This is a genomic window from Hymenobacter ruricola, assembly GCF_015694525.1.
Taxonomy (GTDB): domain Bacteria; phylum Bacteroidota; class Bacteroidia; order Cytophagales; family Hymenobacteraceae; genus Hymenobacter; species Hymenobacter ruricola.
In genome coordinates this window covers 591,620-606,761 of sequence record NZ_JADQDM010000002.1, presented here as the reverse complement: position 1 = coordinate 606,761, position 15,142 = coordinate 591,620, and the positions used below count along the sequence as shown (strand labels likewise).

12 protein-coding genes are annotated in these 15,142 nt (G+C 62.7%); 4 read left to right on the top strand and 8 right to left on the bottom strand.

Annotated elements, in window-relative coordinates:
* Positions 1 to 40 precede the first annotated feature (40 nt).
* The 3 genes from gyrB (at position 41) to ppk1 (ending at position 4,896) form a co-directional block, all read left to right on the top strand.
* Entirely contained in the window at positions 41 to 2,035 is a 1,995-nt protein-coding gene (gene gyrB, locus I2H31_RS06695) for a DNA topoisomerase (ATP-hydrolyzing) subunit B (RefSeq protein WP_196292221.1), read from the top strand.
* A 72-nt stretch (positions 2,036 to 2,107) separates the two neighbouring features.
* Positions 2,108 to 2,488, top strand: coding sequence for a RidA family protein (locus I2H31_RS06690; RefSeq protein WP_196292220.1), 381 nt, complete (start codon positions 2,108 to 2,110; stop codon positions 2,486 to 2,488).
* A gap of 56 nt (positions 2,489 to 2,544) precedes the next feature.
* Positions 2,545 to 4,896: a polyphosphate kinase 1 gene (ppk1, locus tag I2H31_RS06685; protein ID WP_230687512.1), complete on the top strand. Its 2,352-nt coding sequence runs from the start codon at positions 2,545 to 2,547 to the stop codon at positions 4,894 to 4,896.
* 179 nt (positions 4,897 to 5,075) lie between these two features.
* Here ppk1 and I2H31_RS06680 read toward each other — a convergent pair whose 3' ends face one another.
* The 5 genes from I2H31_RS06680 to I2H31_RS06660 form a co-directional block, all read right to left on the bottom strand.
* On the bottom strand, positions 5,076 to 6,062 hold the full coding sequence (locus tag I2H31_RS06680; protein WP_196292219.1) for a Ppx/GppA phosphatase family protein: 987 nt from the start codon (positions 6,060 to 6,062) through the stop codon (positions 5,076 to 5,078).
* A 67-nt stretch (positions 6,063 to 6,129) separates the two neighbouring features.
* Entirely contained in the window at positions 6,130 to 9,870 is a 3,741-nt protein-coding gene (locus I2H31_RS06675) for a BamA/TamA family outer membrane protein (protein WP_196292218.1), read from the bottom strand.
* 54 nt (positions 9,871 to 9,924) lie between these two features.
* Positions 9,925 to 10,494, bottom strand: a complete 570-nt coding sequence (locus tag I2H31_RS06670) for a metal-dependent hydrolase (protein ID WP_196292217.1) — start codon at positions 10,492 to 10,494, stop codon at positions 9,925 to 9,927.
* A 286-nt stretch (positions 10,495 to 10,780) separates the two neighbouring features.
* Entirely contained in the window at positions 10,781 to 11,023 is a 243-nt protein-coding gene (locus tag I2H31_RS06665) for a hypothetical protein (protein WP_196292216.1), read from the bottom strand.
* 47 nt (positions 11,024 to 11,070) lie between these two features.
* Entirely contained in the window at positions 11,071 to 11,760 is a 690-nt protein-coding gene (locus I2H31_RS06660) for an SIR2 family NAD-dependent protein deacylase (protein ID WP_196292215.1), read from the bottom strand.
* A 314-nt stretch (positions 11,761 to 12,074) separates the two neighbouring features.
* Between I2H31_RS06660 and I2H31_RS06655 the strand changes: the two genes are divergently transcribed.
* A complete protein-coding gene (locus I2H31_RS06655) occupies positions 12,075 to 12,455 on the top strand; it encodes an SPW repeat domain-containing protein (protein ID WP_196292214.1) in 381 nt (126 codons plus the stop codon).
* 142 nt (positions 12,456 to 12,597) lie between these two features.
* On the opposite strand, the gene I2H31_RS06650 is transcribed toward I2H31_RS06655, so the two are convergent.
* The 3 genes from I2H31_RS06650 to I2H31_RS06640 all read right to left on the bottom strand — a co-directional run bounded on the left by I2H31_RS06650 (position 12,598) and on the right by I2H31_RS06640 (position 15,104).
* Positions 12,598 to 13,032 (bottom strand): pyridoxamine 5'-phosphate oxidase family protein, encoded by a 435-nt coding sequence (locus I2H31_RS06650; RefSeq protein WP_196292213.1) that lies wholly within the window; start codon positions 13,030 to 13,032, stop codon positions 12,598 to 12,600.
* Between the two features lie 119 nt (positions 13,033 to 13,151).
* A complete protein-coding gene (locus tag I2H31_RS06645) occupies positions 13,152 to 13,949 on the bottom strand; it encodes a helix-turn-helix domain-containing protein (RefSeq protein WP_196292212.1) in 798 nt (265 codons plus the stop codon).
* Positions 13,950 to 14,198: 249 nt separating this feature from the next.
* Positions 14,199 to 15,104, bottom strand: a complete 906-nt coding sequence (locus I2H31_RS06640) for an oxidoreductase (RefSeq protein ID WP_196292211.1) — start codon at positions 15,102 to 15,104, stop codon at positions 14,199 to 14,201.
* Positions 15,105 to 15,142 lie beyond the last annotated feature (38 nt).

Here is a 15,142-nt window from a genome sequence, read left to right as displayed (position 1 = left end):
CCCGTTGGGTGGTTTTACGACCTGATTTAACCCCGCCCTCATGAGCGAAACAACCGAAAAAACCGTGCAGCCGGAATACACCGCTGACAGCATTCAAGTACTCGAAGGATTGGAGGCCGTGCGCAAGCGGCCCAGCATGTACATCGGCGACACCGGCCTCAAAGGCCTGCACCACTTGGTGTGGGAAGTGGTCGACAACTCGATTGACGAAGCCCTCGCCGGGCATTGCGACCTGATTAACGTCACCATCAACGAAAATAACTCCATCACGGTGCGCGACAACGGCCGCGGCATTCCGGTGGGCTACCACGCCAAGGAGGGCAAGTCGGCCCTGGAAGTGGTGCTGACCGTGCTGCACGCCGGCGGCAAGTTCGACAAAGGCTCCTACAAAGTATCGGGCGGCCTGCACGGCGTGGGCGTAAGTTGCGTGAACGCGCTCAGCACCGACCTGAAGGTGACCGTGCGCAGCAAAGGCCACGTGTACCAGCAGGAATACAAGATTGGCTTCCCGCAGTACGACGTGAAGGAAATCGGCGACACCGACGAGCACGGCACGGAAGTACAGTTCTTGCCCGACCCCACCATCTTCTCCGAAACCGAGTACCGCTACGACACCATTGCCTCGCGCCTGCGCGACTTGTCGTACCTGAACAAGGGCATCCGCATCACCCTCACCGACCGCCGCGAGAAGGTGGAAGGCGGCGAGTTCCGCTACGAGGAGTTTTACTCCACCGGCGGCCTGCGCGATTTCGTGCAGTACCTCGACGGCGAGCAGCGGCCTTCGTTGCTTTCGGAGCCCATTTACGTGGAAAGCGAGAAGGGCGGCACGCCGGTGGAAGTGGCGTTGCAGTACAACACCTCGTACCAGGAAAACGTCTATTCCTACGTCAACAACATCAACACCATCGAAGGCGGCACGCACGTGGGCGGCTTCCGCTCGGCGGTGACGCGGGTGCTGAAAAACTACGGCGACAAGAACAAGCTGTTTGAGAAAGCCAAGGTGGAAATCACCGGCGACGACTTCCGCGAGGGCCTCACGGCTGTTATCTCGGTGAAAGTGCAGGAGCCGCAGTTTGAGGGCCAGACCAAAACCAAGCTGGGCAACTCCGAAGTGAGCGGTGCGGTGAACTCGGTGGTGGGCGAAATCCTGACGCAGTACCTGGACGAAAACCCCAACCAGGCCAACAAAATCATGGAGAAGGTGATACTGGCCGCCAAGGCCCGCATCGCCGCCCGCAAGGCCAAGGACATGGTGCAGCGCAAGGGCGTGCTCAGCAGCAACAGCCTGCCGGGCAAGCTGGCCGACTGCTCAGAGTCGGACCCGGAAATCTGCGAATTGTACCTCGTGGAAGGGGACTCGGCCGGAGGCACCGCCAAACAGGGCCGCAACCGGGCGTTCCAGGCCATACTGCCGCTGCGCGGTAAAATCCTGAATGTGGAGAAAGCCCAGGAGCACCGCATTCTGGAGAATGAGGAAATCAAGAACATGATTACCGCGCTGGGTGTTAGCTTCAACGAGCGCAAGAGCCTGGCCTTCAGTACCGATGATTCGGGCGTGGAAACTGGCCCCTTAAATTTCGACAAGCTGCGCTACCACAAGGTCATCATCATGACCGACGCCGACATCGATGGCTCACACATCCGCACGCTGATTCTGACGTTCTTCTTCCGCTACATGCGCGAGTTGGTGGACCGCGGCTATATCTACATCGCTCTGCCGCCGCTCTACCTCGTGAAGCGCGGCAAGGAGGAACGCTACTGCTGGACCGAAGAGGAGCGCGCCCAGGCCCAGGAAGACCTCGGCCGCGGCAAGCCTGAAACTGTGAACGTGCAGCGCTACAAAGGCCTCGGCGAAATGAACGCCGAGCAGCTTTGGACCACCACCATGCAGCCCATGACCCGCACCCTGAAACAGGTGACGGTGGAGTCGGCCGCCGAGGCCGACCACCTGTTCTCGATGCTGATGGGCGACGAAGTGGCCCCGCGGCGCGACTTCATCGAGCGCAACGCCAAGTACGCCAAGCTGGACGTGTAACCGGCGCTAACGCGAAAAGGCCCGCTGCAAAGCGGGCCTTTTCTGTTTCACGACTTATCTGTTTTACAACTTATGCGACAATTGATTTCTTCCGGTTCGCCTTATGAGCCCCTGGTAGGCTACTCGCGGGCGGTGCGGGTGGGCAACGTGGTGGAAGTGGCCGGCACCACGGCACAGGACGGCGACGCGGTGACGGGCGCCGATGCTTACGCCCAGACCAGGCGGGCGCTGGAGAAAATAGGCGAGGCACTAACGGCGGCCGGGGCATCGTTTGCCGACGTGGTGCGCACGCGCATGCTCGTCACCGATATCTCGCAGTGGGAAGCCGTGGGGCGGGCGCACGGCGAAATTTTCGGGGAAATCCGGCCCGTGACGTCCATGGTGGAGGTGCGGGCGCTGATTGACCCGCGCATGTTGGTGGAAATTGAGGCCACGGCCATTATTTCCGCGTAGAGAGTAGTGTTGACGGGGCGTTGCCCCGTATTTTGCCCTGCATTCCGTTATCCATTATGAAGCTCTTCAAGTCCGCCGACCTTATCCGCAAAAGCAAATACATCAGCCGCGATTTGAGCTGGCTGCGCTTCAACTACCGCGTGCTCGACCAGGTGCAGGACTCCAGCCGCGGTTTGTTCGACAAGCTGAAGTTTCTGGCCATCACCAGCTCGAACCTGGACGAATTTTTTATGATTCGCGTGGGCTCGCTGTACAACTACCTTGATTACGGCAAAGAGCGGATTGATTACTCGGGCCTGCGCGAGCTGCCGTTTCGGCGCAAGCTGCTGGATTTTGCGCACCGTTTCGTGAACGACCAGAGCCTGACTTACCTGAACGAGCTGAAGCCCAACTTTGAAAAGCACGGCTTCAACATCCTCAAGATGAGCGACCTCACGGAGCTGGAAGTGAAGAAGGCCGACGGCTACTTCAAAAACACCGTGTTTCCGCTGCTCACGCCAATGGTGTACGACTCGTACCACGGCTTCCCGCTGATGATGAACCAGATGCTCATCTTCGGGGTGGTCACGCGCATCGGCAACGGCATTGCGGTGGGGCTGGATGGCGAGGCCGAGAAAGGACAGGAGCGCCTCACGTTTGTGCAGATTCCGCAGAACCTGACCCGGTTTTTCGAGCTCACGCGCAAGGACAAGGTCATTTTTGTGCCCATCGAGGAAGTGGTGCGCGAGTTTCTGCCGCGCCTGTTCCGCAACGTGGAGATTGTGTCGGCCAACCTGTTCCGCATCACCCGCAACGGCGACTTTACGCTGGAAGAATCGGACGACATCGACAACGACTTCATCAAGGAAATTCAGGTGGGCCTGAAAACCCGCAAGCGCGGCCGGGTGGTGCGCGTGGAAGTGGAGCCCAATGCCTCGGCCACGCTCATGCAGGTGCTGCGCGAGCGGTGGAACATTGACAACGGCAACGTCTTCGTCATCAATTCGCTTATCGACCTCAAAGGGCTTTGGCAGATAGTGCGGCACCCCAACTTCCGGGGCAAAACGGCCAAAATGCCCGCGCCGGTACAGCCCCTGAGCCTACCTGAAGGCGCCGAAGAAAACCTCTTCGAGTACCTCAAAACGCACGATGTGCTGCTGCACCACCCCTACAACAGCATCGAGCCCATGGTGCGCCTGCTGGAGCAGGCCGCCGTGGACCCGCACGTGCTGGGCATCAAGCAGACCATTTACCGGCTGGCCGACGACTCGCGCGTGAGCGCCGCCCTGCTGAAAGCGGCCGAAAACGGCAAGCACGTGTCGGTGCTGTTTGAGGTGAAGGCGCGGTTCGATGAGGAGAAGAACATTCGGGAAGGGGCGCGGCTGGAAAAGGCCGGCTGCTTCGTCATTTATGGCGTGAGCAAGTACAAGACGCACACCAAACTGCTCATGATTATCCGCAAGGAAGGGGAGAAGGTGACGCGCTACGTGCACATCGGCTCGGGCAACTACAACGAGCAAACCGCCCGCCTCTACACCGACGTGAGCCTGCTCACGACCAACGACACCTACGGGCACGACGTGTCGGAATTCTTTAACGTCATCACCGGGCACTCGCAGCCCGACGACTACGAGTACCTCATCACGGCGCCCAAAGACATGCGCCAGCAGCTCATCCACCTCATCCGCGAGGAGGTGAAGCAGGCCAAAAAGGGATTGCCCAGCGGCATCGTGATGAAGATGAATTCGCTCGAAGACAAGGAACTGATTGATGAGTTTTACCGGGCCGCCAAGGCCGGCGTGCCCATTCGCTTTGTGGTGCGGGGCATCTGCTGCCTCCGGCCGGGGCGTCCGGGGCTGAGCGACAACATTGAGGTGCGCAGCATTGTGGGCGAATACCTGGAGCACACGCGCCTGTTCTACTTCCACAACGGCGGCGATGCCAAGCTATACGCCGGCTCGGCCGACATCATGGTGCGGAGCTTCGACCGGCGCATTGAAGCGCTGTTTTTGATTGTTAACCCACAGCTTAAACGCGAAGCCATCAATATTCTGATGATGAATATGATGGACAACCAGAACAGCTACGTGATGCGGGAAGACGGCGCCTACATTCGTCAGCAGCCCGCGCCCGGCGAACCCGTGGTGAACGTGCACAAAGACTTCTTCAAACGCGACGAAGCGCAGTTGGCCCAGGCCACGGCCGAGGGCATGCTGGCATTGCTGGACGTGCAGGCCCAGCGGCGCCTCGACGTAGCGGCCGCGGCTCAGGAAGCAGAGCAGGCGGCCTCGCTGGCAGCAGAAGCAAACGACGTCGGCGCCGATGATGCTTTCGGTGAAGGCGAGCACGACGAGGCGTGCGACGACGACGCCACCCCGGTGGGCCATGCCGACGAGGAAGGCGTGAGCGCAGGCGTCGTGAATGCGTAGCTAAGTGCCGCGCTGTCATTGCGAGCGTGGCAACACAATCCGTCATCTTAGTGACTATTCCTAAGACGTAACAAGCCCCGGCACTTAGCAGTACCGGGGCTTTCTTTTGAGCTTGTCACAACTCAAAGCTAGTCGCTAAGGGAAGGCAGATTGCTTCGCTGCGCTCGCAATGACGGGCGTTATTCCAATTCCGCGGGCATGTTTTGCAGGTCCGGGATGGGGTGAATGGCGGGGTGGTTGGCTTCGGGGGCCATCTCGTCGAAGTAGTCTTCAAAGAGGGCCTGGAGCATGCCGTCTTTCAGGCCGATGTCGGGCACGACCATGTTGTTGACGTTGGCCCACTGCATGGCGGAAAGATAGATATGGCCGGCGGGCACGATGACGTCGGCGCGGTCGGGGTTGAGCATGGCCACGTTCACACGCTCGTTCATGCTCAGGTTGGCGAGGCGGGCCAGGGTGGTTTCGAGGCTGCGGCGGGTGACGGGTTTGGCCGGCGCCGCGGGCGTCATGCTGTAGAGCTTGTTGATGTTGCCGCCCGTGCCGATGGCGCGCGTGACGTGGTAGGTGCGGGCGTTGTGGCGCACCCATTCTTCCATGCGGGCCCAGAGCTCGGCCTGGGCGGCGGTGTTGTGGCCGCTTTCCTCTTCCTGCATGCGGCGGATGGAGCCGATTTCGAACGACTGCGCGGCGACCTTGCGGCGGTCATGATAGATGTTGAACTCGGTGCTGCCGCCCCCCACGTCGATGTGCAGGTAGTGGCGCTTGTCTTCCAGCACGTGCTCGATGACGCGGTTGATGTAGAAGGCTTCGTCCTGGCCGTCGATGACTTTGATTTCCATGCCAAGCTCTTCGCGCACGCGGGCCACGATGGCGCCGCCGTTGGTGGCCGAGCGCATGGCGGAGGTGGCGCACACCAGGTAATGAGCCACGCCGTGCACTTCCATCAGGAGCTTGAGCGAGTGCAGGAACTTGACGAACTGGTCTTCTTTGGGCCTGGAAATCTGGCCGGTGGCGAAGACGTCTTCGCCCAGGCGCATGGGGAAGCGCACGTACTCCACGCGTTTGAGGCGGTAGCGGCCTTCGTAGTACAGCACCGCCGAAATCTGACACCGCACGGCGTTGGACCCAATGTCGATGGCGGCGAGCTTACGGAGGGGGAAGTGCATGCAGCAAAATCAGAGTAAACGAAAGGCCAAAGGTACGCGGCCGGCTAAGTATTGGCTAAAAGGCGGCCTACTTATCGATTCGGAAGCCAAGGCCAAACTGGATGAGGCTGCTTTCGACCGATTTTTGGTAAGACACGGCCAGGGCCAGGGTTTCCACCACCGGCGCGATGTAGAAGCCGCCGCCGTAGCCCGAGTGCCAGCCACCGTCCGAAGCGCCCTGATAGTACACGCGGCCCTGGTCGTAGAAGCCAAACACGCCGTAGTAGAAGGGCAGGAAGCCGTTTTTGACCTGGCCCAGGGCCAGACGCAGCTCGGTGTTGTAATACAGGCTGGCGTCGCCGCTGAAGCGGTTGCGGTAGTAGCCGCGCAAACCTTCGTTTTGGCCGAGGCTGGCGAATTTGTAGAAGGGAATGGCCGCGTCCGGGCCGTAGGTTTTGGCGCCGCCGCCTTTCAGCACCAGCGTGACGGGGATGCCGATTCGGGCGGTGCCGTAGTATTCGGCGAAGGCCTGGGTGAGGCCGAAGTTGGATTTGGCGGTGCGGGCACTGTCGAGGTTTTCGCTGAGCTGGCGGTAAGAGTCGTGCTGCACCCGAATGCGGACGCCGCGCTGGGCGAAGCTGGGGCGGTTGCGCAGGTCGAGGTCGAACACGCCGTTCAGGCCAATGAGGCGCTGGGGGCTGGTGTTGGGGCGCTGGTCGGAGGGGCGGCTGGCGATGGTGCCCAGAAACGTATTGCCACCAAAGTCGCTGGTGTAGTCCTCATAAGTCGGCCCTACCCGAATTACGCTGCGCTGGAAGAACGTGCGCTCCAGAAAAGCGTTGATGGTGTAGCCTTTGTAGCGGGCGTTGTAGAACTTGTTGTCGTATAAATCCTGGCTGAAGCCAGTGTTGTTGCCCAGCCCGAAGAAGCGGTAGAAAGGGAAGTAGCTGCCGTAGCTGGCCGAGGCACCGGCGTCGATTTTGCCGATGGCGTAGCGGTGCCGGGTGCTGGCCGTGAGCTGCAGCAAGCCGTTGATGCTGCCCTGAATGTCGAAGGAATACATGTTTTTGTAGCCCGGCTTGCGGAAGCCCTGCCGCAGAAACGTGACGCCCGCGCCGGCCCCGAAGCCATCGTTGGCGTTGTAGAACAGCGAGATGCTGGGGCGGTAGCTGTTGTACTCGAACTGCTCCCGGTCGTAGGCGTTCACGCCGGGCCGGGCGCTGGTGTGGTTGTCCGATTCGGCCCCCAGCTTGAGCTCGGTATCGGGCACGTCGTACACCTTGGTGAGGGTGCGCAGGCCAGCGGCGCGGGAGTCATCGGTAATCTTGTCCTTGCCGTCGCCGCCGATGACGCGCACCAGAATGCTGTGGCTGCCGCCGTCGCCGGTGACGGCGAAGACGTCCTTGCCGCCGAGGCCGTAGAGGCACACTTCGTCGGTTTCATGGGGCTTGAACGTGCGGTCGAACAGGGCCGCGCCTTTGGCGTTTTCAGTGTCGCCGGCGCGGTCAAACATCTGCACGCGTACCTGGCCATCGGACAGCCGGCTCACCTGAAAAACCTCGCCTTTGTTGGAGCCCACCACGTCCACGCGCTTGGCGAGGAGGAGGTAATAGTCGTCAATGGCCTTGGGTAGTTTCTGGATTCTGAGCTTCAACTTGCGGTTGATTTCGTTGCCGGATAAGCTCTGAATTTCAGCAGGAAATTTGGCCGTAGCCTGGTCGATGACGGCGGGCGTGAGCTTGCCTTGCAGGTAAGTGGCGGCTTCCTGCCACTGTTCGCGGGTGAGGCTTTGAAGGAGGAAGCGGTCGAGGTGGCGAGCGGGCCAGTTGAGGCTTTTGAGGTCGTCAAACTCTTCGCCGAAATTCTCAATGCTGGGCACGGCCCATTCGCGGTTGGCGAGGTAGGTGAGCAGGCCGTTCCAGAGGGTGAAACTCTGGTCACGGTCGCGCGGAATGGGGCGGTAGAGGACGCCGCCATTGGCCTGCTTGTAGCCGGCCCATTTCCAGTTATCCTCGTGCTTGCCAAAGTCGGCCACCAGCATGTCGAAGGCGCGGGCGCGGGCCAGCTGCGGGGCGTCCACTTTGTTGTCGTGGTCCTTGTAGAGCTTGCGAAACAGGCCAAAGCTGCGCGTCACCTCATCGGAATTGCCGAAGCCGGGCAGGTTGGGCTTGGGGTCTTTGGGCGAGTCTTCGAGGGTGCCGAGCAGGCCGGCGTACTGCTCGCGGTAGGGGCCGAGCTGCTGGTTGTCGGGCAGGCGGAACAGGCGCGGCCGGGCGTGCAGAATGTCCGTTTGGTCGAGCATGTAGCCGATGGGCAGGTTGGAGTAGGGGTTGGCCGTGGCGGTGATGTCGCGCAGCACATCGGCCGCTACGGAGTTGCGCAATTCCGGCGGCAAGATGCGCGTCACGTCCTTGTCGACAGAGCGAAAAACGTATTCCGAGCTGTCGGCCGCGGTGAGCTTGAGCGAAGTGGTCTGGCGTCCGCCGCCTTTGCCGGTGGGGCGCAGGCCGCCTTTTTCAGTGGTCAGGTCCAGGGTGGGCACGGCCACCGGCTGCAGCCACGACGAGCGGTAGATTTTGCCGATGAAGAAGTTGCGGCTGCCCGTGGGCTTGTATTCGGGGCCGGGCACCACGGTGGTAGTGGCCTGGAATGGCGCATCAGCTTTGGTTTCGGCGGCGGTTTTTGCTACGCCGGGGCAGTCGGTGATGAAGGGATTTTGGGGTATTTTCTGGTCGGCGGCGCTGGCGCAGGCCGAGCGGAACAGCGTGGCGGTGAAGGCGTCCTTAGCCGGCTGGTCGCCACTTGCAAAGGCGAAAACGTGGGTTTTTACGGTGCCGTCAGCAAAGTATTCGAGCGTGGTGTAGCCTTCTTCGCTTTCGCTGTAAAGCGACTGGCCTTTGGCGCCCACGTGCTCACTTTCGGCCACGCTGCCGCTCACAATGTGGTAGTTGCCCTGGAAAGGCGTCACCTGCAGGCTGAAATCGTGGGCGGCGGCGTACACCACGCCGGGGTTGCTTTGCAGGGTATTCAGCAACTCCTTGCGCAGGTCCTGGTAGCCGGGGTAGGCTAGGTCGCGGGGCGAGCCCACGTTCTGGCGGTAGGCCGCGTACACGGTGCCGAGCACGGGCGGGCTGAGGTGGCGGGACAGGGGCTCGTGGCCGCCGTACACGCCGTTGGTCACCACGGGGTGGTGGCCCAGCAGCAGCACGTTCTTGTTCTTGGTGTCGTCGATGAGGTCCTGCAGCTGCTCGCGAAACTCCTCTTTCGTGAGGGTCTTGCAGTCGGTGTCGGGCGCTTCGGGGCGGTCGAAGGGGTGCGTGAACCAGGGCGTGTTGATGGCCACGAGGCGCACCAGCGGGGCCACGTCCACCACTTCGGGGCCGGGGCAGCCGTTGGTGGGGATGAAGGCGTTCTGGCCCGGCAGCTGCTTTTCGATGTACTTTTCGAGGCGGCGCACGGCTTTCAGGCCGTCGGGGCCGGAGTTGGCCCAGTCTTTATCGCCGGGCAGGAAGTAGATTTTGCCTTGCGGCAGGCCTTTCACGAGGGCAATGAGGGCATCGGCGCGGGTGCGCTCGGCCTGGGCCAGGGCGGTGTCGCCTTTGCTGGTCAGGCCGGTATTGCCAACAATGTCGCCGAGGTGGACCACCGTGAAGGGGCCAGTTTGCTGCTCCAGGGCGCGGCGCAACTGCTGGAGACGGCTGGCGGGCAATTCTTTTTGGGCGGTGTTGCCGAGCAGGAAAACGGTGTGCGCGGGCGGGGCAGTTTGCGCGGAAATCGAAGACGAAGCGAGCCCGAGCGCAGCCAGCGTGGAGAGGAATAGTAGGCGCATAAAAAATGGGTATGCACCGGAATACGCAGAACGCCGGGTAAAGTATGCACGGCGCTACCGGCGCGGCTGGTTTTCAGGGTCGGTTACTTGCTGCGGCCGGGCCCAGCGTTGCCCCAGCAACAGCAGCAGGCACGGCAGGCCTACCCACACGGCCTCGCTGGCCAGCACCCGCAGTCCTTTAGCTCCGAAGAACCCCCGGATGCTCAGCGGCGATACTTTGATGGGACGGAAGGGAAAGAAATACCGCTCCGGGTGCCACGGGCTGAAGAAGGCCACGCCCAGCCCGCCGGTCGTCAGGGCATCGAGCAGGCCGTGCGAGGCCGTGGCCAGAAACAACAGCAGCGCCAGCCGCCCGGCGGCGGGCGGTTGGTCCGGGCGAGCCGCCAGTCTGCCCAGCAAAGTGCCCACGGCCGCTACCAAAGCGGCGGCCAGCAGCGAGTGCGTGAGCCCGCGGTGGCCCCAAAGACTGTCGTAGGGCACGCCCAGGCGGTAGCCAAGGGAATCAACATCGGGTAGGGCGGCGCAGATTCCGGCCGCCACCCAGTAGGGCCAGTGCCGACGGTCGGGCAGCAGGAGCTTGCCCAGAGTGGCACCCAGGGCGGCGTGGGCAAAGGCAGAAGCCATAGAATAGGAAAGAAAAATTGAGAGTAAACTAAAAGTCCGTCATGCCGAGCGCAGCGAAGCATCTTTACCGCGCAACACAACTCACTCGATTGAGTCACTATTGCAGTAGAGATGCTTCGCTGCGCTCGGCATGACGGGCTTTTACATTCCAATGCGGTGCAGGCCGGTCAACGCTTCCCCAACCTACCAGCGGTAAATCAAGCCGAAGTGCTCCAGCAGCCACAGGGCGGCGATGATGGCCGCCAGGATGAGGGCTTTGGGCCAGAACTCCCGCCAGAACGGGTGGCTAGGCGGCCGTGTCATCGGGGCGCCAGGTGAGGACCATGTGGTGCACGGGCAGCACCACGAACTCGCGGTGGTGGCGCATGTCGTCGTGGTTGCCGAGGGCCCAGTCGAGGGCGGCCTGTTCGGTTTCGAAGTCGTGCGGGGCGCCGGGCACGGGCTTCAGGGCCATGTGGGGGGTGTGGGTGGCGGGGTCGGTTTCGGTGCGATAGCCGACGAGGGTGTATTTGGTGACGATTCTGTACATAGCGCGAAGGAAAAAAGTGGCGGGTGAGGGTACGGTGAATGCCGCGTTTAGGTGGTGAGCTCGCGCAGCACCTGGGGCACGCCGGTGCTGGCGGGCTCGGCCACGTAGCGCACGCCGCGGCGACCGGCTTCGGGCTGGTGCGGGTCGATGACGAAGACGGGGCAGGTGGCGGGGGCGTAGTGCAGCAGGCCGGCGGCGGGGTACACCTGCAGGGAAGTGCCGACGACGAGCAGCACGTCGGCGGTGCTCACAATTTCGGCCGCTTCCTCGATGGCCGGCACCAACTCGCCAAACCACACGATGTGGGGGCGCAGCTGGGAGCCGTCGGGCGCGAGGTCGCCCACCTGGATGTCGCCGTCGCAGTGGTACACGGTGGCTTCATCGGCCACGGAGCGCATCTCGTTCAGCATGCCGTGCAAGTGCAGCACGTGGCCGGAGCCGGCGCGCTCGTGCAGGTCGTCCACGTTTTGGGTGATGATGCTGACGCGCCAGCCGGGCACTTCCTCGAAGCCGGCCAGGGCCAGGTGGGCGGCGTTGGGCTGCACGGTGCGGGCCTGGGCGCGGCGCTGGTTGTAGAACTCCAGCACCAGGGCGGGGTTGCGGGCAAAGCCTTCGGGCGAGGCCACGTCCTCGACGCGGTGCTCTTCCCAAAGGCCGTTGGTGTCGCGGAAGGTGCGGATGCCGGACTCGGCGGAAACGCCGGCGCCGGTGAGCACGACGAGGTGTTTTTCAGCCATAAATAGAGCTAGGAATAGGTGGAAAGGTCGCGGAAGGGCCGCGGCCAAAGATACCCGGCGACTCCGGAAACCAGGCTTGTAGGCGTCGCTTTTTGGTCGGGGGCTGCGGGCTTGTGGCTGGCAGCCGAGGTAGGGGCGGGGCTCGCCCCCGCCCGCCTGTTGAACCATTGCCGTTTGACGGCGGGCGGGGGCGAGCCCCGCCCCTACATCAGCACTAAAAGCCCGAAAGGAGTAAGCTGGGCCATATCCTTTGGCGGTGGCCGGCCGTTAGCTTCTCACCCATTCATCTTCCTTTTCCTTTCCAAAAAGCTTTTATGAGCAAGCCCATTTCCCGCCAGGTCCATGGCATTCTCGACTATTCGGCCGCGCCGCTGGTGGCCGCCGCGCCCGCCCTTATCGGCTTCAGCGACAACAAAAACGCCAGCCTGCTGAGCTACGTGCTGGGCGGGGGCATCCTGGCCCTCACGGCCTGCACCCGCGCCGAGTGGGGGCTGGTGAAAAAGGTGCCCTTCAAAACCCATTTGGCCCTGGACGTGGTGACGGCCCTCACCAGCCTGAGCGCGCCGTGGCTGCTGGGCTTCTCCCGGAATAAAAAGGCGCGCAATACCTTTCTGGCCATTGGGGCTACGTTGCTCACGACCGGGATGCTCTCTGAGCCGGAGGAGATGCCGAAATACCGCGAGCTGGGCGAGTAGCTACGGATTATTTGGCACAATCTAAAACGTCATGTCGAGCTTGCCGAGACATCTCGCGTGCTTTCACTATTCATTTTACAGATTAGTGGTGGCACGCGAGATGTCTCGGCAAGCTCGACATGACGTTCTTTTTTAATTCAGATTAGTCCTTGTCGCCGGCGCCGATGTGCAACTCGCCTTCGTCCTCGTCCTGCCAGTACTTGATGCGCTGGGCTTCGACGCGCACCAGCACGATGCCGGGGGTATCGAGGCCGTCTTTGAACCATTGTTTCAGCTCGGGCAGCCAGTGCTTTTGCATGGTGGCCCGCTGGCGGATGAGGCGGGCGGTGCCCACGATGGACACGTAGAGCCGCTTGGGGCCCTCGAAGCTGAGGCTGACGTGCGGGTTCTCGCTGATGTCTTTGACGGTGCGGGAGCCTTCGTAGGTGAAGTAGTAGGAGTTGCCGTCGTACTCCACGTCGCCGTTGTTGCTCATGGGGCGGCTGCTGAGCTGGCCCCGGCTGGTGTGCGTGGTGAGCATGGCAATGTCGAGATTCGCCATTTTGGCGGCGATGTCTTTCAGGGTTTTGTTGGGCACGACGGTGGAGAAGGAAGGTGAGCTGGCAGTACGCAGGCCGGGCGCGGGCAGTTATGCCGCTGCCGGGGCCCGCGACGCCACAGGGGCTCAGTGGCCAGCTACCGACGCTGGCCGCCACCTTAAATCCGGGACGGGGCCACGCCGTACATCTTTTTGAAGGCGAAAGAGAAGTGCGAGAGGTCTTCAAAGCCGACTTCGAGGTAGGCTTCGGAGGGGGCTTTGCCTTTGGCGGTTATCAGGTAGTGGGCTTCCTGCAGGCGGCGGCGCAGGAGCCAGCGGCTGGGCGACAGCTGGAAAATGCGCTCAAAATCGCGCTTGAAGGTGGCCAGGCTGCGGCCGGTGAGGTAGGCAAACCGGCGCAGCTGCACGTTGAAATGAAAGTTGCGGCTCATGAAGGCTTCGAGGTCGATTTTGCCCGGCTCGCTGAAATCGAACAGCACGTCCTGCAGCTCGGGGTTGGACTTGAGCAGAAGCAGCACGGCTTCGCGCAGCTTGAGGGCGAGCAGGCCTTCGTTGCCGGGCTGGGCGAGGTGCTCGTAGGGGCGCAAGGAATCGAAGAAGCTTTGGTAGAGCGGGTTCATTTCCAGGGGCACGATGGCGCTGGGGCTGGCGGGGTGCCGGGCGGCAGCGAGGCCGTATTCGAGGCTGACGCGGCGGAGGGTTTCCTGGTCGAGGGTGATGGAGAGGGACTGGAAATCGCCGTCTTCGGGCGGCTGCTTGTTGAACTTGACGAGGTGGTTGCGCTTGCTCAGGCGCAGGGCGCCGGGGTGAAAGACCTGCTCCTGCTGGCCGTCGTTGGTGGTGAGGGTGCCGGCTAGCTGGTAGCTCAGGATGTGCTCGGCCACGAACTGCTCGCCCTCCCGGCTGCGGCTGTGGTAGCAGGAATAGAGGATTTGGGGGCGGGGAGGGGTGGGCATGGGCTGATAGCGGAAGGTAAAAGAACGTCATGCCGCGCGTAGCATCTCGCTCGGTTTGTTCTGGCGGGCGCCTCACCCCCCGGCCCCCTCTCCGAAGGGAGAGGGGGAGCCAGACCATTTTAATTTTATTTGAAGCAAAACCGGTGTCCCCTCTCCCTTCGGAGAGGGGGTCAGGGGGTGAGGCGCCCGCCAGAACGAAGCGGTAAAGATGCTTCGCTACGCTCTGCATGACGTTCTTTTAGACCACAGTTACTCTGCCCCGCGCGCATTCTGCTGCTCGGCTAGCAGCGACTGGCCCATGGCGGTTTGGAGAAAATTCCCGGCGTCGGCTTCGTCGTGGTCGGTGGAGAGGGTGACGGGGAGCCACTGCTCGAACTCGGCCTGGCGGTCGGCGTCGGCCTGGCGGAGCATGGCGGCGGCTTCGCTGCCCAGCACGAGGTGCACGGGCGGGTGGGGGTGGGCCACGAGGTTTATCAGGACCTGGGCGCCTTTGGCGGGGTCGCCGACGGGCACGAAGTTGCCGCTGGCGAAGAATTCGGCGCGCTGGGCCACCAGGTCGTAGCCCTCGATGGCGGGGGCGAAGGTCATGGAGGCGCCGGCCCAGTCGGTGCGGAAGCCGCCGGGCTCGACGGAGGTGACGCGGATGCCCAGCGGGGCCACTTCCTTGGCCAGGGCTTCGCTGAAGCCGCCCAGGCCAAACTTGGCGGCCTGGTACACGGAGACGCCGGCGTTGCCCACGCGCCCGCCCACGGAGCTGATTTGGAGGATGTGGCCGCTGCGCTGCCGGCGCAAATAGGGCAGCACGGCCCGCGTGATGGCAATGGGGGCGTACAAATTGGTTTCGAGCTGGCTGCGCACCTGCTCGTCGGTGTAGGCCTCGGCGGCGCCGGTGATGCCGAAACCGGCGTTGTTCACCACCACGTCGAGGCGGCCGAAGTGGGCCACGGCGGCGGCCACGGCCGCGGTTATCTGGGCGGGGTGGGTGACGTCGAGGGCCAGGGGCAGCACCTGGGCGCCGTGGCGCGCCACGAGGTCGGCGAGCTGCTCGGGGTGGCGGGCGGTGGCGGCCACCCGGTCGCCGTGGGCCAAGACGGCTTCGGTGAGGCTGCGGCCCAGGCCGCGCGCGCTCCCGGTGATAAACCAAACGTTGTTCATGAGTTCTGCGGGTTAAAGTACAGGACAAAGGTCCGGCC